We start from the raw sequence: 17,579 nt of genomic DNA on the forward strand, positions 1-17,579 counted from the left end.
TTTTCGAAAATAAACTTCCACTAAGATACCCCAACAAATTTTATTTGGTCCTTGGCCGATTGCGACCATCGTGTAGAACCTGTACTAGCAATAATAGGCAACCACCTCCTATTAATCCTAACACAACCAAGTTGCTTTCCATCCCCGTCAACAAGTGTCCCCATTGGGCCCGAATGCCCATTTCTTGATTAAAGCTCTCGATGGCCCTACTCTGACCGGCAAAAGATGACGAAATTGTCTCATTCATCAGCACCTGACGGAAGAGCGTTGCCACATAAAAACTGGGTGTCACTTTCATCAATGTTTGAGCAAAATCAGGTAGGGAACCGATTGGGATATAACCACCGACCAAAAAGCCACTGGCGGTTCCAACAATCGTTGCCATCTTTGACAAATTGTCGACCGTTTCAATCCGATTCAAAATCAAGGCGTTTAGAAGCGTCGATAGCACAGCACTTAAGAGCATGACCCAGACGAGGCCAACTAAGCTTTCAGCCGTCAGGCTCAAGCCATCAACCATCACAAAGTATGTCGCCATCACAACAAAAACAACTACCTGCATCAAGAATCCCACAACCGCAGCACTCAAAAGATAGGCTGCACGGCGGGTGATTGGCTTGGTGTCTGTCAAGAAGAGGTCCGCACTGACGTGCGTCTCCTTGTCCTTCACTAGCTGTGAAAGAGCCGTCAGCGTCGTGGTAACCCCAGTAATCGCCAAAGTTCCACCAATCAGCCAGGTATCAAGGAGTTGATTTTTATGGGGAACACCGGACCAATCAGAACTGATACCCTTCTTCAAAAAGACAATGTAAAGAATAAAGGAAATTAGCGCGCCCATTAAGGACATCACTACCCCACTGCGGTTGCGAAAATATAATAATTGGTTTCGTTTCATTAGGGCAAACATTAGCGCACCTCCTGCCCAGTTAAGGCGATAAAGGCATCGTCCATTGTGCCCTGTAAGTACTCAAAATCAGTCACAGCGTCTTTATTTTGGCTCAGCAAGGCGATTGTTTCACTGGCAGTTAGCCCCTTAATCAGTAGCTGCTCTGCACCCTCGTGGCTCTTGCTTTCAAAGTCATAGCCCTGGCTAAGCAACCGTTCTGCCCCGTCTGCCTGGACCTCTAAACGCAACTGACTCGGTGCATATTGATGTTTAATTGCCTTTGCGGAGCCACTAGCAATCACCTGGCCATGATCGATGATCGCAACTTGATCAGCTTGGTCCGTTTCATCCAAGTAATGTGTCGTCAAAACAATCGTTAGTTGGTCTTTTCGCTGTAGGTCTTCTAGCAAGTGCCAAATTGCCCGCCTAGTCTGAATATCCAAACCGGTCGTCGGTTCATCTAAGAAAAGAATATCCGGCTTGTTCAACAATGCTCTGGCAATATCAACTCGTCGTTTTTGCCCACCTGGCAATGTGCCATAACGTTGCTCAGCAAAGGTCATTAGTCCTAAGTATTTAACTAAGGTGCCCACTCTATCTACGGGAATACCTTTGTACTGAGCAGCCCGAATTGCCAAATTTTCATGAACAGTTAATTCCCCGTCTAAGACGCTATTCTGAAAGACAACGCCAATTTTGGTTTTTTCTGCGTAAACGACTTCCCCACTGGCTGCTTGATCCAATCCCGTCAGCATCCGCATTGTTGTCGATTTACCCGCTCCGTTTGGCCCAAGCAAGGCTGTTAAGGACCCCTTTGCTATGGATAAGTTAATTCGCTTGACTGCTTCAAAGTTGCCATAGCGTTGACTCAAGTTAATTGCTTTTAAAATCATTTATCTCTCCTCCAACGTTTTTATTCTAACTATCTTCTGCTTTTATGTCTCAGATTCTTCGCCAAGCGGTTCCGTTTTGGCCCCAAGCGGTTAAAAAATCAGTCATATTAAGTATTTTCCAGTTGATTTTTCCATAATGTTCGAATGAATTCTAATATATATCAGCACAGCCCACATTACCTGCATTTTTGTAAACAACCGGTGTATAATAGATTGAAATTGAGGAAAAAAGGGATTCATGAATGTCCAAACAAACCATTGCAATCGTCGGAGCAGGATTATCTGGCGTTTACATTACTAAGCGGTTAGCCCGCAAAATTCGCAGAACTGATCATCAGATTCTGCTTTTTAATGATGGTAGCGAAGCGATGACCTTACAAAATGTTTTACCACAGATTGCTGTTAACACCGTTCCCGTTGAGGGCGCACGTTATGATCTCTTCCAACTTTTAAAAAATGACGAAAACATCACCTTTATCAACCAACGAGTTGATGACATCAACTTTAACGATCACTTATTGATGACCAAGAAAAACGATTACCACTATGACTACCTAATTTTAACAACCGGTAGTATTGGTTCTGCCTTTGGTATTCCAGGTGTTGTCGAGCATGCCACATTATTTAACTCATTTAATGGCGCATTGGCTGTTCAAGCTGATTTAGAAGAATTCTTGGAACAGCAAAAAACAAATCCTGAACATAGCTTAAATATTACGGTTGTTGGTGGTGGGCCGAGTGGGGTCGAACTAATGGCCGAGCTAGCAAACTTTAAACACCATCACAAAATTGACCCAGAACGAATTAGACTAACCTTGATTAATGCTAGCCAAGTTCTCTTACCAGCCTTAACGGAACCCGAATTAAGTCAAAAGGCAAAAGATTTTTTAACGAAACGGGGAGTTGAAGTCTTCAATAATACGCGTGTGCTTGGGATGACCAAGGACCGACTGACACTATTGGATGGCCGGCAACTATTCACCGACAAGGTCTATTGGGCCACCGGTCTACAAGTTGAACCCTTTTCCAATCGTTGGGGGATTGCCATTAACGACCATAGGCAATTAACCGTCGATAAGCACTTCCGGGTCTTGACCGATGAAGGCGCGCCATTATCAAACGTTTTTGCAGCTGGAAACATTGCTGCCTTTACACAAAACAATCAAGAAGGGCTACCCCAATTGGCGCTAGCTGCCGAATACGCTGGTAATATTATTATCAACAGACTGATTTACCAATTAGGATTAGCCAAGGACCATGGCAAGAGTGCCAAGGAACAAAAAAATCCTGGCTATTTTGTTTCCCTTGGCAAGAACTATGGTCTCACAAATGCCTATGGCCGCAATGGTTCTGCAGGACTAGTTGCACGTTGGGCAAAACATGCCATTAACCTATCATTTTTCGCTGGAATTGGCTCTGCTTACGGCTTCTTCCGTTACTTCCGCTATGGTCGTCCAAAGCGATAATCAACTAAATCGCCAACAAAAAAGCTCGAAACCAATTAAGGTTTCGAGCTTTTTGTTTATCAAGCAATTAGTCAACTAACTCCAAGATAACCATTTGTGCAGCATCGCCACGACGTTGCACAGTCTTTAAGATGCGAGTGTAACCACCATTACGTTCTGCAAAACGTGGTGACACTTCTTCAAACAACTTTTGCAAAGCAGTTTGTACGCGAATGTTATCGCCATCTTCCTTGACATCAGCAACTTCGTTACGCACGAACTTAGCGGCCTTACGACGGGCTGCCAAATCAGCGTGCTTTCCAAGCGTGATCATCTTGTCAGCTGTCTTGCGAACTTCCTTGGCGCGGGCTTCAGTAGTTTGAATCCGACCATTGATCAACAAGTCAGTCGTCAAGTCACGCAACATTGCCTTACGTTGTGATGAAGTACGGCCTAGCTTACGGTATGACATCGGTTAATCCTCCTTTTTCTAAACTTTTGATGAATATTAATCTTCTTGATGGAAGCCTAAGCCCATTTCGGTCAACTTTTCTTGAATTTCGTCTAATGACTTACGTCCTAAGTTACGGACCTTCATCATGTCGGCTTCTGAGCGATCAGTCAACTCTTCAATCGTGTTGATTCCTGCTCGCTTCAAGCAGTTGTATGAACGAACGGACAAGTCCAAATCTTCGATCGGAGCGGCATCAGCTGCAGTACTTGTAGCCTTTTCCGTTTCAACCATGACTTTAGTCTCTTGGGCAACAGGGGAAATATCCGTGAACAAGTTCAAGTGTTCTGTTAGAATCTTTGAACCAAGACTCAAAGCATCGCTTGGCTTGATTGAACCATTAGTCCAAACTTCCATGGTCAGCTTATCGTAATCGTCGCGAGAACCAACACGTTTGTTTTCAACGTGGTAATTAACTCGTTCGATTGGTGTGTAAATCGAATCAACCGTTAAAACACCGATTGGCATTTCATCACGTAATTGCTTGTTTTCTTCAGCTGAAGAATAACCCCGACCCTTTACAGCCGTAACCGTCATGTGTAATGACTGTCCAGCTGCCAAAGTTGCAATATGCAAATCTGGGTTCAAGACTTCAATGTCAGCTGATCCTGTCAAATCAGCTGCAGTAACGTCCTTTGGTCCTTGAACATCAATTTCCAAAGCGTGCTCTTCAGCTGAGTCCGTAGCGAAAACAACTTTTTTCAAGTTCAAAATCAACTGGGTCACGTCTTCTACAACACCATCAACGGTTGAGAATTCGTGGACCACACCGTCAATTTGGACTGTGTTGACCGCTACGCCAGGAAGCGATGATAGCAAGACACGACGAAGGGAGTTGCCCAAAGTCGTCCCATAGCCACGCTCCAGAGGTTCCACGATAAACTTACCGTAGTTGGCATCCTCTTCGATGTTATGAATATCTGGCTTTTCAAATTCAATCATCTGTTAACTCTAACCCCCTCTTTCAAAGCAAGCGCAATGAAATTAATTAAACACGACGACGCTTTGGTGGGCGTGATCCGTTATGGGGAACTGGGGTAACATCCTTGATTGACGTTACTTCAAGACCAGCTGCGGCCAATGCACGAATTGCTGATTCACGACCGGAACCAGGGCCCTTAACCGTAACAGCAACAGTGCGCATGTTAACTTCCAATGCGGACTTAGCAGCTGCTTCCGCTGCTTGTTGAGCAGCGAATGGTGTTGACTTACGTGATCCCTTAAATCCAAGGGCACCAGCTGATGACCAGGCAACAGCGTTACCTTGGGCATCGGTAATCATGACGATAGTGTTATTGAAAGTTGCGTGGATATGTGCCACACCAGATTCAATGTTCTTTTTCACACGACGCTTGCGTGTAGTACGAACTGCCATAATTTTTGCCTCCTTTTCAAATTCTTTATAATTTCTCGGGTTAGTGATGACTAACCAACATTACACAACTATGGTTGTGATAATCATTTCTCACAAAAGTGAGGCTCTTTTAGAAAAGGACAGCAGTCTTGCGACAATATGCCGTTTTCTTATTAAAGAGATTGGTAAAAAGGTTTTTACTTCTTCTTACCAGCAATTGCCGTAGCTGGGCCTTTGCGAGTACGGGCGTTGTTCTTCGTGTGTTGTCCACGAACGGGCAATCCCTTACGGTGACGAATACCACGGTATGAGGCGATTTCTTGCAATCCCTTGATATCAAGTGATACCTTACGACGCAAGTCACCTTCCAACTGCAAGTTCAAAGCAGCGATAGCTTCACGGATTTGATCTTCTTGATCAACCGTCAAGTCGCGCACTCGAACGTCTTCAGAAACCTTAGCCGTAGCCAAGATCTTTTGGGCAGTTGTATTACCGATTCCGTAGATGTATGTTAAACCAATGACAATTCGCTTGTCACGTGGCAAATCGATACCTTCAATACGAGCCATAACAATTTACCTCCTTTTAATATTTTGAAAGAACTTCTAAGTTCATTTTCAAGCGTTTTTTATCTTTGTAAGTAAAAATTACTTACCAGCGCGTTGCTTGTGCTTAGGGTTAGCTGGGCAAATAATCATTGTCCGGCCGTTACGCTTAATCACACGGCAAGATTCGCACATTTTTTTAACTGATGGACGCACCTTCATAATCTATTCCTCCTATTCGGTTAACTGATTATCGACCGTTTCACTAATTTTTAGCGGAAACGGTAAGTAATACGACCCTTTGTCAAGTCGTATGGTGACATTTCAACCGTGACACGGTCACCTGGCAAGATCCGAATATAATTCTTACGAATCTTCCCGGAAACGTGTGCTAAGATGACCGCACCATTTTCAAGTTCGACTTGAAACATTGCATTTGGCATCGTTTCTTTAACTTTGCCCTCAATTTCAATGACATCGTTGGCCACGCAGATTACCTCCTATGTAACCATCATTCAACATAATCGATAAGGCGGTCAACCTTATTAATTATACCAGGATTTCCCTGAATTATCAAGAAAAGCCTTTTAGTCCAAGGCATTCAAGACCGATTTTACATCAGCGTAAATTCGGTCTAATTCACCATTACCATCGATGGTGTGCAAAACACCATGATTTTCATAGTAATCAACCAAAGGCAAGTTGGCCTTCTTGTTGACTTCCAAACGGTGCGCGATAACATCCTTTGTGTCATCCGCCCGTCCCCGGTTCATTAACCGGTCAACCAAAACTTGGTCAGGAACTTCAAAATACAAGGTAGCCGAAACCTTGCTGTTCTTTTCGGCTAAGAATTGGTCCAAGAACTTTGCCTGTTCTTCATTACGTGGGTAGCCGTCCAGCATAAAGCCGTTTTCAACTACGTCAGGTTGCGATAGTCGATCAGCGACCATCGCATTCGTAATTTCATCAGGAACTAAGTTACCAGCATCCATGAAGGCTTTTGCTTTTTGTCCAAGCTCAGTTTCTTCTTTCATGTTGGCCCGGAAGATATCGCCAGTACTAATGTGAACCATTGGATAATCAGCAATAATCTTCTCAGCTTGGGTTCCCTTACCTGCACCAGGTAGACCCAATAAAATTAGGTTTTTCGTCATGATTGAACTCCTTTTAAACCAGCTTAACGGATAAAGCCTAGGTAGTTCTTCTTTTGCAAGAGACCATCGATTTGACGAATCAAATCAAGGGTAACCCCGATGGCAATCAGCAAAGAAGTTCCACCCAAACCAATCTTTTCATTAAGTCCCCATACATCAGATGCAATCAATGGTACCAAGGCGACAAAGCCAAGATACAAAGCCCCAACAAACGACAAGCGTAAGAGCAGCTTTGTGACAAACTTTTGCGTTTCGACACCAGGACGAACATCAACAATGTAAGCCCCCTGCTTTTGCAAGTTTTCAGCCAACTTTTCAGGATTGACCTGGACAAAAGCGTAGAAGTAAGTAAAGAGAATAATCAGAACAGTGTAAAAAATTGCTCCAGTTGTTGTTTGCATGGAGAAAATCTGCTGTAGGACTTTAAACCAGCTAACGTTACTATACTTACTCTGGAAGGCGAAGAGGATTGTCTGTGGTGTTGAAATCAATGACGAAGCAAAGATCACAGGAATCACCCCAGAAACATTTAACTTCAAAGGTAGGTAAGCTTCAGCCCCGTAGGAAGAAGCTGACCGTGTATATTGGATTTGCAAACGGCGACTTGCTTCATAAAACCAGGTCGTAATTCCGACAACCAAAATAATTGCCGTCAGTAAAACCGCCATGAAAATCCAGCCGGTAACCTTGTCGCTCCCACTAACTTGCAGAACATTTTCCTTGAAAATTTCCCACAAACCAGAAGGCATTTGAGAAATAATTCCAGAAAAGATAATCATAGAAACACCGTTTCCAAGACCCTTTTCGGTAATCATTTCTCCCAACCACATGGCAAAGAAAGTTCCAATGGTCATGACCGACCCAATCAGCAGGAAGGAGGTCACGTTATTGGTCTGCTTCACCAAACCATAGGCGGCTAAGGAGTTGAATCCAGCGGTAATTCCCACTGATTGCAAAAAGGCAAAGATAATGGTCAAGTACCGGGTAGCTTGATTCAGCTTCCGGCGACCAACTTCGCCTTGTTTACTCCATTCAACAAAACGTGGCACGATATCTAACTGCAGCAACTGCACAACAATTTGCGCAGTAACATAAGGCGAGACCCCCATCGCAAAGAGCGAGAAGTTCAGTAAGCCTCCACCCGAAAAAATATTTAAAATATTCAGCAAGCCTGAACCAGAAACTGAATTCAAGGCAGCAGGATTAACACCTGGAACAGTGATGTGAGTCCCAATGCGGTAAACAAAGAGAATCAAAATCGTCCAAAGCATTTTCTTGCGAATATCTTTTTGTCGGATTGCATTAAATAGCGTGCGCCACATTTTAGATCACCTCGGTTGTACCACCAGCTTGTTCGATGGCCTTAACTGCAGCAGCAGAGAACTTGTGGGCCTTAATCGTCAACTTCTTTTCCAATTGACCATTACCCAAGACCTTGATTCCGTCTTTTTGGTTCTTTACTACACCGTTTTCAATCAACAAAGCAGGTGTTACTTCGGTGCCGTTATCGAAGTTGTTCAACTTGTCCAAGTTAACAACTGCGAATTCCTTGCGTGAGATATTTGTAAATCCACGCTTTGGAATACGGCGGTACAAAGGCATTTGTCCACCTTCGAACCCAAGACGTGTCTTACCACGGGCCTTTTGTCCCTTTTGGCCTCGACCAGCAGTCTTACCGTTTCCAGATGAAGTACCACGACCAACACGGTTACGTGTCTGGCGTGAACCCAAAGCAGGTTGCAATTCGTTCAAATTCATCGTTTGGTCCCTCCTTTTTCTAAATTTTTTTTATTTTACTTCTTCAACAGCAACCAAGTGAGCAATATGGAAAATTGCGCCACGAGTAGCTGCGTTATCAGGCTTCACCACTGAGCTTGACACACGGTTAAGTCCAAGTGACTTAACAATGGCACGTTGCTTAGGCAAGCGATGAGCCGCACTCTTAATCAAAGTGATTTTCAAATCAGCCATGTTATCGCTCCTTATTCAGCCAAGTGTTCCAATGAAACACCACGTAACTTTGCCACTTGTTCAGCATCCTTTAAGCTGTTCAATGCATCAAAAGTTGCACGAACAACGTTGACAGGAGTTGATGAACCCAATGACTTAGCAGTCACATCGTTGATACCAGCCAATTCCATTACGGAACGAGTAGCACCACCGGCGGCAACCCCAGCACCTTCCTTAGCAGGCTTAACCAGGATCTTACCACCAGCCCATTCACCAAGAACTTCGTGAGGAATAGTAGTACCAACTGTTGGTACAGTGATCAAGTTACGCTTTGCGTCTTCAACGGCCTTACGGATAGCTTCTGGCACTTCTTGTGCCTTACCAGTTCCAAAACCAACATGACCCTGCTTGTCACCAACGACAACCAAAGCACCGAAGCGCAAACGACGTCCACCCTTAACAACCTTGGTAACACGGTTAATTGCAACAACGTTTTCTTCTAATTCGCCTAATTCCTTAGGGTTTACGAATTCAACCATTTGTATTATTCCTCCTTTCCTTAGAACTTCAAGCCGTTTTCACGAGCAGCATCGGCCAAAGCCTTCACACGTCCGTGATAAACATAACCACCACGATCGAAGACAACTTCTTCGATGTTAGCAGCCTTAGCATTCTTAGCGATCATCTCGCCAACTTTAACGGCTTGTTCAACCTTTGTACCGGTAACATCGGCACTTTGTGATGAGGCACTTGCTAGCGTTACACCCGCTACGTCATCAATTAATTGAGCGTAGATGTTGACATTAGAACGGAAAACGTTCAAACGTGGGCGAGCAGCAGTACCAGAGATCTTGCCGCGGACACGCTTGTGGCGTTGTACGCGAAGCTTATTCTTATCTGGTTTCGTAATCATAGCTGTGCTTTCCTTTTCTTTAAGTGGTTAAACCACTTTCAAATAATCTTTGTTTATTAAATGTAAAACGGGTTAAGAAGCGAAAAGCTTACTTACCAGTCTTACCTTCCTTACGACGGACAACTTCGCCTTCGTAACGAATTCCCTTACCCTTATATGGTTCTGGTGGGCGAATTGCGCGAATTTCCGCAGCAAAATCACCAACTGCTTGCTTTGAGATTCCAGAAATCTTGATAGTCAAGGCATCAGGAACTTCAACAGTCAAACCATCGCGGTCTTCAAAGTCAACAGGGTGTGAATACCCAACTGACAGAGTCAACTTTGAACCAGACTTTGCGGCACGGTAACCAACACCGACCATCTTCAAAGTCTTTGAGAAGCCGTTAGTAACGCCTTCAACCATGTTTGAGAAGTTTGCAGTAGTCGTACCGTGCAATGCACGGTGCTTCTTATCTTCAGCTGCACGAGTAAATGATACTTCAGTACCATCCATGTGCATCGTGATTTCAGGGTTGATTGTGTAGTTCAATTCACCCTTAGGTCCCTTAACAGTCACAAATTGACCATCTTGCTTAACTTCAACGCCAGCAGGGATCGTAACGATTTTGTTTCCAATACGGCTCATGGTAAGTCTCCTTTCTTAGATATATTACCAAACGTAAGCCAGCACTTCGCCACCGACTTGCTTAGCACGTGCTACCTTATCAGTTACAACACCATTTGATGTTGAAACGATGGCAATACCAAGACCATTCAAGACCTTTGGCATTTCTTCGGCCTTGGCGTACTTACGCAAACCAGGCTTTGAAACACGCTTAATACCAGTGATGACACGCTCTTGATCTTCTCCGTACTTCAAAAATACGCGGATAACACCTTGCTTGTTGTCTTCCAAGTATTCTACATCACGGATGAAACCTTCTTGCTTCAAGATCTCGGCAATGCTCTTCTTCATTTTTGATGCTGGAATTTCAACGGAAGCGTGACGCGCCATGTTGGCGTTACGGATTCGAGTCAAAAAATCAGCGATTGGATCAGTCATAGACATCTATCGATATCCTCCTTTTATATTTTGAACGTCATCAAGAATTTGACACGCTCTTAAGTGCTTTAGACACTTGTCGCAAACACTTAAAAACGCGCCACCCAAATGAGTGACCGCATTTTTAAATTACTTACTTGGCAAAAGGCATGCCCAAGCCAGAAAGCAATTCGAAACCTTCTTCGTCGTTTGCAGCAGTCGTTACAATAACGATGTCCAAACCACGAACACGGTTAACCTTGTCAAAGTCGATTTCAGGGAAAATCAACTGTTCACGGATTCCCAAAGTGTAGTTTCCACGACCATCAAAGGCCTTAGAAGAAACACCGTGGAAGTCACGAACTCGAGGCAAAGAGATGTTAATCAACTTGTCCAAGAATTCAAACATACGTTCTCCACGCAAAGTAACCTTTGTACCGATAGCCATTCCTTCACGAAGACGGAATCCGGCGATTGACTTCTTTGCACGAGTGATAACTGGTTGTTGTCCAGCAATCAACTTCAATTCTTCAACCGCTTCATCGAGGTTCTTTGAGTTTGAAACCGCATCACCAACACCCATGTTCAAAACGATCTTTTCGATCTTTGGGGCTTGCATTGGTGAAGTAAAGTTAAACTTCTTGATCAAAGCAGGTTGAACTTCATTAACATATTTTACTTTTAATTCATTTGCCATGATAATGATTTCTACCTTTCAAAATAGATTATAGCTTGTTTTAGCCTAGCACATTGCCAGACTTCTTAGCAAAACGTACTTTCTTGCCATCTTCAAACTTAAAGCCAACCTTGGTTGGTTCGTTAGTTGATGGGTCAATCAATTGTACGTTTGATGCGTGGATAGGTGCTTCGATATCGATAACACCACCCTGTGGGTATTCGTTAGAAGGCTTTTGATGCTTCTTAACGAGGTTTACGCCTTCGACAACGACACGGTTCTTGGCAGCAACAGTCTTAGTGATTGTTCCTTCCTTACCCTTATCCTTACCAGCGATGACGCGAACCTTATCACCTGTTTTTACAAACATGATTGGCTCCTCCTAGTAGTATTAAAGCACTTCTGGTGCCAATGAAACGATTCGCGTAAAGTTGTTGTCACGCAATTCACGTGCGACAGGGCCAAAAATACGCGTTCCAACTGGTGACTTGTCATCCTTAACGATAACAGCAGCGTTTTCATCGAAGTTGATGTATGAACCATCAGTCCGACGCACGTCAGATACAGTTCGTACGATGACAGCCTTAACGACGTCACCCTTCTTAACGTTACCACCAGGGATAGCTTGCTTGACAGTAGCAACAATCATGTCACCAATACCAGCAACCTTACGGCCAGAACCACCGAGCACTTTAATCGTCAAGATTTCACGTGCGCCAGAGTTATCAGCCACTTTCAAACGACTCTCTTGTTGAATCATGGTTCATCCTCCTTGTTAGCAATAGTTTACGACGATTGGATTAAAGTCCGATTAGAGGATAACTGCCTCTTCAACAACCTTTACCAAACGGAAGTGCTTCGTTGCAGACAAAGGACGAGTTTCCATGATTTCAACAATATCGTTCATCTTAGCGATGTTCTTTTCATCATGGGCCTTGAACTTCTTAGTATAGCGAACTCGCTTACCATAAACCGGGTGGTTGATATAAGTATCAACAGCAACAGTGATCGTCTTGTCCATCTTGTCAGATACGACACGACCGCGGTAAGTCTTACGAGCGTTACGTTCTTCACTCATTTTTCAGCTTCTTCCTTTCGTCTTATTTGTTGGCTTGTGCCAATTGTTGTGCACGAATGACAGTCTTCACACGTGCAATGTCCTTACGAACTTTTGAAATACGGGCCGTGTTTTCTAATTGACCAGTAGCCAATTGAAAACGAAGGTTGAACAATTCTTCCTTGAATTCGGCTTCGCGCTTTTGCAAATCCGCAAGTGACAAAGCTTTTAATTCATTTGCTTTCGTCATTATTCAGCCTCCCGAGCAATAATCTTTGTACGTACAGGCAACTTGTGTTGTGCAAGACGCAATGCTTCTAAGGCAACAGGCTTAGCCACGCCACCAACTTCAAACATTACCTTACCACGCTTAACTGGGGCAACCCATCCTTCGGGAGCACCCTTACCGTTACCCATTCGAACACCAACACCCTTAGATGTATATGACTTGTGAGGGAAGATCTTAATCCAAACCTTACCACCACGCTTCATATAACGGGTCATTGCAATACGGGCAGCTTCGATTTGACGGTTGGTAATCCAGCTTGAAGTCGTTGCTTGCAAGCCATAATCACCAAAAGCCACCGTCTTTCCACCTTTAGCTTCGCCACGCATGTGACCACGGTGTACACGACGGAATTTAACACGCTTTGGTACTAACATGTCTGCTTCCCTCCTTACTTGTTCTTCTTCTTTGGCAACACATCACCACGGTAGATCCAAGTCTTGATACCCAAGTTTCCGTAAGCAGTAGCTGCTTCGTCCCATGAATAGTCAATGTCTGCACGAAGTGTGTGGAGTGGAACAGTTCCTTCAGTATACTGCTCGATACGTGACATATCTGCCCCGTTCAAACGACCCGAAACAACAATCTTAATTCCCTTAGCGCCGGCACGACGGGCACGTTGGATAGCACCACGCATTGCACGACGGAAAGCGATACGACGTTCCAAATCACCTGCAACTTGCAAGCCCACCAAGTGAGCTGACAAATCAGGCTTCTTAATTTCAACGATATTGATGAAGACACGCTTGTGGCGTCCACGTTCGTCAACATTCGTTAACTTAGCTAATTGAGTCCGCAACTTTTCAACTTCGGAACCACCCTTACCAATAACCATTCCTGGCTTGGCAGTGTGCAAAGTCAAATCGATACGTGACTTAGTTGAGCGTTCGATTTCTACGCGATCAACTGAAGCGTCCGTCAAGTTCTCTTCGATGTACTTACGAATACGCAAGTCTTCAAGAAGTTGGTTAGAAAAGTCTGCCTTATCAGCAAACCACTTCGCATCCCAGTCACGGATGACACCGACACGGAAGCCAGTTGGGTTAATCTTTTGACCCATTACTTTTCCTCCTTCTCAGCAACCACAATCGTAATGTGGCTTGTGCGCTTGTTAATTGCAGAAGCAGAACCCTTGGCACGAGGACGGAAACGCTTAAGCGTTGGTCCTTCGTTGGCAAATGCTTCCTTAACGATCAAATCTTCACGGTCAAGTGAAAAGTTGTTTTCAGCGTTAGCAACTGCTGAGTTCAAAACCTTATAAATATCTTCAGTAGAAGTATTAGGCAGGAACTTCAAAATTGCGAATGCTTCGTTGACATTCTTCCGACGAATCGTGTCAAGAACTAAGCGCGCCTTACGAGGGGCAACGCGAACGATCTTGGCGGTCGCCCGAGCTGATGTTACTTGTTCAGCCATTTTTCATTTCCTCCTTACTTAGTCTTCTTATCGTCGTTCTTGTGACCCTTGAACGTACGCGTTGGCACAAATTCACCTAACTTGTGACCAACCATGTCGTCTTGGACATAAACTGGAACGTGCTTGCGGCCATCATAGACTGCAATTGTAAATCCGATAAAACTTGGGAAAATTGTTGAGCGACGTGACCATGTCTTGATCACTGACTTCTTTTCTTGGTCCGCTTGGGCCTCAATCTTCTTAAGCAAGTGTGGGTCCGCAAATGGTCCCTTTTTTAAACTACGAGCCATTAGTTATCTCCTTCCCTTACTTACTCTTCCGACCGCGAACGATGAACTTGGTTGAGTTCTTCTTCTTATCGCGAGTCTTCTTACCAGCAGTCTTCTTACCCCATGGAGAAAGTGGACTTGGACGACCAACAGGGGCCTTTCCTTCACCACCACCGTGTGGGTGATCGTTAGGGTTCATTACAGAACCACGAACGTGAGGACGCTTTCCACGCCAACGGTTACGTCCGGCCTTACCCCAGTTGATCAATGAATGTTCTGAGTTACCAACTTCACCAATAGTGGCGCGGTTAGTGCTCAAAACCAAACGTACTTCACCTGAAGTCAAACGAACGATAGTGTACTTACCATCACGTCCCAAAATTTGAGCAGAAGCTCCAGCGGAACGTGCCAATTGACCACCCTTACCGTTCTTCAATTCGATGTTGTGAATCAAAGTACCTTCAGGAATAGCACTCAATGGCAAGGCATTACCGACCTTAATGTCGGCATCAGAACCAGATTGAACCTTATCGCCAACCTTAAGTCCCTTAGGCGCCAAGATGTAGGCCTTGATACCGTCTTCATAAACGAGCAAGGCGATGTTAGCCGTACGGTTTGGATCGTATTCGATTGCCTTAACCGTTGCGAACTTGTCGTCCTTGGTACGCTTAAAGTCAATAATACGGTAGGCTTGCTTGTGTCCACCAGCCTTGTGGCGAACTGTCATGCGACCTTGTGCGTTACGCGCACCGGTCTTTGACTTCTTTGCCAACAAACTCTTTTCGGGCGTTGACTTCGTGATTTCTGCAAAATCAGAAGTCGTCATGTTACGACGTCCGTTAGAGGTTGGCTTGTATTTCTTGATAGCCAATGTCTTATCCTCCTATTAAAAATTAACCTTCGTTAAAGATTTGAATATCTTTTGAGTCAGCCTTCAAAGTAACGATAGCCTTCTTCATCTTACGAGTGAATCCAACATAACGTCCTTGACGCTTCTTCTTACCGCGAACATTTGCGGTATTCAAACGTGCAACTTGTACATCGAAGATTTCTTCGATAGCACGCTTGATTTCTGGCTTAGTGGCCCGAACATCAACTTCAAATACATAACGCTTCATTTCTGTTTGCGCCATTGAAGCTTCGGTAATGATTGGGCGGCGGATAATATCGCGTGCATCCATTAGGCGAGACCTCCTTGGATTTCTTCGATCGCTGCTTGAACAACCACCAGCTTATCAGCGTTAACAACGTCCAAGACGTTGATACCGTTTGTTGTCATCACTTGAACGTTTGCCAAGTTACGAGCTGACAACAAAGCATTTTGGTTACCTTCATCAACGATTACCAAGGCCTTTGAATCAACAGCCAAGTTTGTCAAAACTTCTTTGAAGTTCTTTGTCTTAGCTTCATCAAATGCCAAAGCATCAACTACGACCAACTTGTTGTCAGCCAACTTTTGTGACAAAGCTGACTTCAAGGCTAATTGATAAGCCTTCTTGTTGATCCGGTAAGAGTAAGAACGTGGGGTTGGGCCGAATACGATTCCACCACCACGCCATTGTGGCGCGCGGATAGAACCTTGACGGGCACGACCAGTTCCCTTTTGCTTCCATGGCTTACGTCCACCACCAGAAACAGCGGAACGGTTCTTAACCGCATGCGTTCCCTGACGCATCGATGCGCGTTGCATCAAAACTGCATCAGTAATCACAGCATTGTTTGGTTCAACGGCGAAAACTGCTTCGTTTAAGTCCAAGTCAGCAGCCTTTGAACCATCTTGCTTTAATACAGCAACTTTTGTCATGATTGATTGTTCTCCTTTCTATAAAGTATTAAGCTTCTTCAGCCTGAGCTTCAGCAGCTGGCTTTGCGCCGGCCATCTTCACTTCAGGGTGCTTAGCATTTGTCTTAACAGTTGACTTGATTGTCAAAAGTGACTTGTTTGCTCCAGGGACGTTTCCCTTCAACAACAACAAGTTGTTTTCAACATCAACGTGAACAATCGCAATATTTTGCATTGTCCGCTTTTGGTTACCCATACGACCAGGCAAGAGCTTACCCTTAAATACCCGGTTGATGATAGCACCCATTGAACCTGGGCGACGGTGGTAACGAGAACCGTGACTCATAGGACCACGTGATTGACCCAAGCGCTTAATAGCACCTTGGAAACCATGTCCCTTAGTAATACCGGTAACATCAACATATTCACCGGCTTGGAAAGTGTCAACAGCAATCGCATCCCCAACACTGTATTCGCCTTCCGCATCACGGACTTCACGAATGTAGCGCTTAGGGGCTGTGTTGGCTTTTGCAACGTGGCCTTGTTCAGGTTTGTTTGACAAAATCTCGCGTTTGTCTTGGTAACCCAACTGCAAAGCATTGTATCCATCAGTTGCTTGCGTCTTAACTTGCAAAACAACGTTTGGAGTAGCTTCAACAGCAGTCACGGCGATCAATTCACCAGATTCAGTAAAAACCTGAGTCATACCGACTTTACGGCCTAAGATACCTTTAGTCATGACTAATCTCCTTCATTTCATCGCTAAACTATTTTATCTAGCAGGGTGGTACTTTAAATTAGAGCTTGATTTCAATTGCAACACCAGCTGGCAATTCAAGCTTACGCAATGCGTCGACTGTCTTGTCAGTTGGGTTCACAATATCGACCAAACGCTTGTGAGTTCGCATTTCGAACTGTTCACGAGCATCCTTGTACTTGTGGGGTGAACTAAGCACCGTGTACAATGTCCGTTCAGTAGGCAAAGGAATCGGACCGGCGATTTCTGCGCCAGTACGCTTTGCTGTTTCAACAATCTTGTCTGCTGATTGGTCCAAGATACGGTGTTCGTATGCCTTCAAGCGGATACGGATCTTCTTTTGTGCCATTTTCGTGCCTCCTCGTTGATTTTGTAAATCAGCTAACTCCGATCAAAAACCGACAACACCATTTGCGGTGTTTTGCGCGCCCTTGGCAACGCGGCCGCGCGTGTCGCAACCTTAATCATCATCGCTAAACGTTGATACACCAGTCTTTTTGAGGGGTTTGCATCGGCAACCCCAAAAGGCGTACTTGAATATAATAGCAGAAAAACCCTTGACTAGCAAGGGTTTCTACGGATTTATTTTATTTTTTAGCAATTTTCTTTCGTTTAGAATCGATAATATTTTTTATCGTAATCACTGCTTTTAAGAAAAATTAT

At 44.4% G+C, this 17,579-nt stretch carries 31 protein-coding genes; 1 reads left to right on the forward strand and 30 read right to left on the reverse strand.

The annotated features are described in order from the left end of the window. Nucleotides 1-40: 40 nt before the first annotated feature. Nucleotides 41-907, reverse strand: a complete 867-nt coding sequence (locus M3M36_RS02965) for an ABC transporter permease (RefSeq protein WP_252774356.1) — start codon at nucleotides 905-907, stop codon at nucleotides 41-43. Beyond that, nucleotides 907-1,779 (reverse strand): ABC transporter ATP-binding protein, encoded by an 873-nt coding sequence (locus M3M36_RS02970; protein ID WP_252774357.1) that lies wholly within the window; start codon nucleotides 1,777-1,779, stop codon nucleotides 907-909. The genes M3M36_RS02965 and M3M36_RS02970 overlap by 1 nt, the downstream gene beginning before the upstream one ends. A 242-nt stretch (nucleotides 1,780-2,021) precedes the next feature. Between M3M36_RS02970 and M3M36_RS02975 the strand changes: the two genes are divergently transcribed. Further along, nucleotides 2,022-3,245 carry an NAD(P)/FAD-dependent oxidoreductase gene (locus M3M36_RS02975; RefSeq protein WP_252774358.1) on the forward strand — a complete coding sequence of 408 codons (1,224 nt, stop codon included), beginning with the start codon at nucleotides 2,022-2,024 and terminating at the stop codon, nucleotides 3,243-3,245. A gap of 67 nt (nucleotides 3,246-3,312) precedes the next feature. Here M3M36_RS02975 and rplQ read toward each other — a convergent pair whose 3' ends face one another. The 28 genes from rplQ to rpsJ form a co-directional block, all read right to left on the reverse strand. Beyond that, the gene (rplQ, locus tag M3M36_RS02980; RefSeq protein ID WP_252774359.1) at nucleotides 3,313-3,696 is read right to left on the reverse strand and encodes a 50S ribosomal protein L17; all 384 of its coding nucleotides are present in this window, start codon (nucleotides 3,694-3,696) and stop codon (nucleotides 3,313-3,315) included. Between the two features lie 36 nt (nucleotides 3,697-3,732). After that, a complete protein-coding gene (locus M3M36_RS02985) occupies nucleotides 3,733-4,677 on the reverse strand; it encodes a DNA-directed RNA polymerase subunit alpha (RefSeq protein WP_252774360.1) in 945 nt (314 codons plus the stop codon). Nucleotides 4,678-4,723: 46 nt separating this feature from the next. Continuing rightward, nucleotides 4,724-5,110, reverse strand: coding sequence for a 30S ribosomal protein S11 (gene rpsK / locus M3M36_RS02990; protein WP_047975005.1), 387 nt, complete (start codon nucleotides 5,108-5,110; stop codon nucleotides 4,724-4,726). Between the two features lie 176 nt (nucleotides 5,111-5,286). Then, nucleotides 5,287-5,658, reverse strand: coding sequence for a 30S ribosomal protein S13 (gene rpsM / locus M3M36_RS02995; protein ID WP_047975006.1), 372 nt, complete (start codon nucleotides 5,656-5,658; stop codon nucleotides 5,287-5,289). 78 nt (nucleotides 5,659-5,736) lie between these two features. Then, nucleotides 5,737-5,856 carry a 50S ribosomal protein L36 gene (rpmJ, locus tag M3M36_RS03000; RefSeq protein WP_074717856.1) on the reverse strand — a complete coding sequence of 40 codons (120 nt, stop codon included), beginning with the start codon at nucleotides 5,854-5,856 and terminating at the stop codon, nucleotides 5,737-5,739. Between the two features lie 50 nt (nucleotides 5,857-5,906). After that, nucleotides 5,907-6,122, reverse strand: coding sequence for a translation initiation factor IF-1 (gene infA, locus M3M36_RS03005; protein WP_010691205.1), 216 nt, complete (start codon nucleotides 6,120-6,122; stop codon nucleotides 5,907-5,909). Nucleotides 6,123-6,221: 99 nt separating this feature from the next. Continuing rightward, the gene (locus M3M36_RS03010) at nucleotides 6,222-6,788 is read right to left on the reverse strand and encodes an adenylate kinase (protein ID WP_252774361.1); all 567 of its coding nucleotides are present in this window, start codon (nucleotides 6,786-6,788) and stop codon (nucleotides 6,222-6,224) included. Nucleotides 6,789-6,811: 23 nt separating this feature from the next. Next, nucleotides 6,812-8,110 (reverse strand): preprotein translocase subunit SecY, encoded by a 1,299-nt coding sequence (gene secY, locus M3M36_RS03015; protein ID WP_252774362.1) that lies wholly within the window; start codon nucleotides 8,108-8,110, stop codon nucleotides 6,812-6,814. A gap of 1 nt (nucleotide 8,111) precedes the next feature. Beyond that, on the reverse strand, nucleotides 8,112-8,546 hold the full coding sequence (gene rplO / locus M3M36_RS03020) for a 50S ribosomal protein L15 (protein WP_047975009.1): 435 nt from the start codon (nucleotides 8,544-8,546) through the stop codon (nucleotides 8,112-8,114). 30 nt (nucleotides 8,547-8,576) lie between these two features. Then, the gene (rpmD, locus tag M3M36_RS03025) at nucleotides 8,577-8,759 is read right to left on the reverse strand and encodes a 50S ribosomal protein L30 (protein ID WP_047975010.1); all 183 of its coding nucleotides are present in this window, start codon (nucleotides 8,757-8,759) and stop codon (nucleotides 8,577-8,579) included. A gap of 11 nt (nucleotides 8,760-8,770) precedes the next feature. Further along, the gene (gene rpsE, locus M3M36_RS03030; protein ID WP_252774363.1) at nucleotides 8,771-9,277 is read right to left on the reverse strand and encodes a 30S ribosomal protein S5; all 507 of its coding nucleotides are present in this window, start codon (nucleotides 9,275-9,277) and stop codon (nucleotides 8,771-8,773) included. Nucleotides 9,278-9,297: 20 nt separating this feature from the next. Then, nucleotides 9,298-9,651 (reverse strand): 50S ribosomal protein L18, encoded by a 354-nt coding sequence (rplR, locus tag M3M36_RS03035; RefSeq protein WP_047975012.1) that lies wholly within the window; start codon nucleotides 9,649-9,651, stop codon nucleotides 9,298-9,300. 88 nt (nucleotides 9,652-9,739) lie between these two features. Continuing rightward, complete coding sequence (rplF, locus tag M3M36_RS03040; protein ID WP_252774364.1) at nucleotides 9,740-10,276, reverse strand: 50S ribosomal protein L6; 537 nt, start codon at nucleotides 10,274-10,276, stop codon at nucleotides 9,740-9,742. Nucleotides 10,277-10,300: 24 nt separating this feature from the next. Next, complete coding sequence (rpsH, locus tag M3M36_RS03045; RefSeq protein ID WP_047975014.1) at nucleotides 10,301-10,699, reverse strand: 30S ribosomal protein S8; 399 nt, start codon at nucleotides 10,697-10,699, stop codon at nucleotides 10,301-10,303. 127 nt (nucleotides 10,700-10,826) lie between these two features. Next, on the reverse strand, nucleotides 10,827-11,369 hold the full coding sequence (rplE, locus tag M3M36_RS03050; protein ID WP_047975015.1) for a 50S ribosomal protein L5: 543 nt from the start codon (nucleotides 11,367-11,369) through the stop codon (nucleotides 10,827-10,829). Nucleotides 11,370-11,409: 40 nt separating this feature from the next. After that, a complete protein-coding gene (gene rplX, locus M3M36_RS03055) occupies nucleotides 11,410-11,718 on the reverse strand; it encodes a 50S ribosomal protein L24 (RefSeq protein WP_047975016.1) in 309 nt (102 codons plus the stop codon). Nucleotides 11,719-11,739: 21 nt separating this feature from the next. Beyond that, the gene (gene rplN, locus M3M36_RS03060) at nucleotides 11,740-12,108 is read right to left on the reverse strand and encodes a 50S ribosomal protein L14 (RefSeq protein ID WP_047975017.1); all 369 of its coding nucleotides are present in this window, start codon (nucleotides 12,106-12,108) and stop codon (nucleotides 11,740-11,742) included. A 51-nt stretch (nucleotides 12,109-12,159) separates the two neighbouring features. Next, entirely contained in the window at nucleotides 12,160-12,426 is a 267-nt protein-coding gene (gene rpsQ, locus M3M36_RS03065) for a 30S ribosomal protein S17 (RefSeq protein WP_252774365.1), read from the reverse strand. A 22-nt stretch (nucleotides 12,427-12,448) separates the two neighbouring features. Next, entirely contained in the window at nucleotides 12,449-12,655 is a 207-nt protein-coding gene (gene rpmC, locus M3M36_RS03070) for a 50S ribosomal protein L29 (protein WP_059377827.1), read from the reverse strand. Continuing rightward, nucleotides 12,655-13,068, reverse strand: coding sequence for a 50S ribosomal protein L16 (rplP, locus tag M3M36_RS03075; RefSeq protein WP_047975020.1), 414 nt, complete (start codon nucleotides 13,066-13,068; stop codon nucleotides 12,655-12,657). Before rplP ends, rpmC begins: the two co-directional genes overlap by 1 nt. 14 nt (nucleotides 13,069-13,082) lie before the next feature. Then, nucleotides 13,083-13,751: a 30S ribosomal protein S3 gene (gene rpsC, locus M3M36_RS03080; RefSeq protein ID WP_047975021.1), complete on the reverse strand. Its 669-nt coding sequence runs from the start codon at nucleotides 13,749-13,751 to the stop codon at nucleotides 13,083-13,085. Next, nucleotides 13,751-14,107, reverse strand: coding sequence for a 50S ribosomal protein L22 (rplV, locus tag M3M36_RS03085; protein WP_010691186.1), 357 nt, complete (start codon nucleotides 14,105-14,107; stop codon nucleotides 13,751-13,753). The genes rpsC and rplV overlap by 1 nt, the downstream gene beginning before the upstream one ends. Before the next feature lie 14 nt (nucleotides 14,108-14,121). Next, nucleotides 14,122-14,397, reverse strand: coding sequence for a 30S ribosomal protein S19 (gene rpsS / locus M3M36_RS03090; RefSeq protein WP_047975022.1), 276 nt, complete (start codon nucleotides 14,395-14,397; stop codon nucleotides 14,122-14,124). A 16-nt stretch (nucleotides 14,398-14,413) separates the two neighbouring features. After that, entirely contained in the window at nucleotides 14,414-15,247 is an 834-nt protein-coding gene (gene rplB, locus M3M36_RS03095; RefSeq protein ID WP_252774366.1) for a 50S ribosomal protein L2, read from the reverse strand. Between the two features lie 22 nt (nucleotides 15,248-15,269). Further along, nucleotides 15,270-15,557, reverse strand: coding sequence for a 50S ribosomal protein L23 (rplW, locus tag M3M36_RS03100; protein ID WP_047975024.1), 288 nt, complete (start codon nucleotides 15,555-15,557; stop codon nucleotides 15,270-15,272). Then, nucleotides 15,557-16,180: a 50S ribosomal protein L4 gene (gene rplD / locus M3M36_RS03105; RefSeq protein WP_252774367.1), complete on the reverse strand. Its 624-nt coding sequence runs from the start codon at nucleotides 16,178-16,180 to the stop codon at nucleotides 15,557-15,559. Before rplD ends, rplW begins: the two co-directional genes overlap by 1 nt. A gap of 28 nt (nucleotides 16,181-16,208) precedes the next feature. Then, entirely contained in the window at nucleotides 16,209-16,898 is a 690-nt protein-coding gene (gene rplC, locus M3M36_RS03110) for a 50S ribosomal protein L3 (protein ID WP_047975026.1), read from the reverse strand. A gap of 58 nt (nucleotides 16,899-16,956) precedes the next feature. Beyond that, nucleotides 16,957-17,265 (reverse strand): 30S ribosomal protein S10, encoded by a 309-nt coding sequence (gene rpsJ, locus M3M36_RS03115; protein WP_047975027.1) that lies wholly within the window; start codon nucleotides 17,263-17,265, stop codon nucleotides 16,957-16,959. Nucleotides 17,266-17,579 lie beyond the last annotated feature (314 nt).

It is taken from the genome of Fructobacillus americanaquae, assembly GCF_024029775.1.
Lineage (GTDB): Bacteria > Bacillota > Bacilli > Lactobacillales > Lactobacillaceae > Fructobacillus > Fructobacillus americanaquae.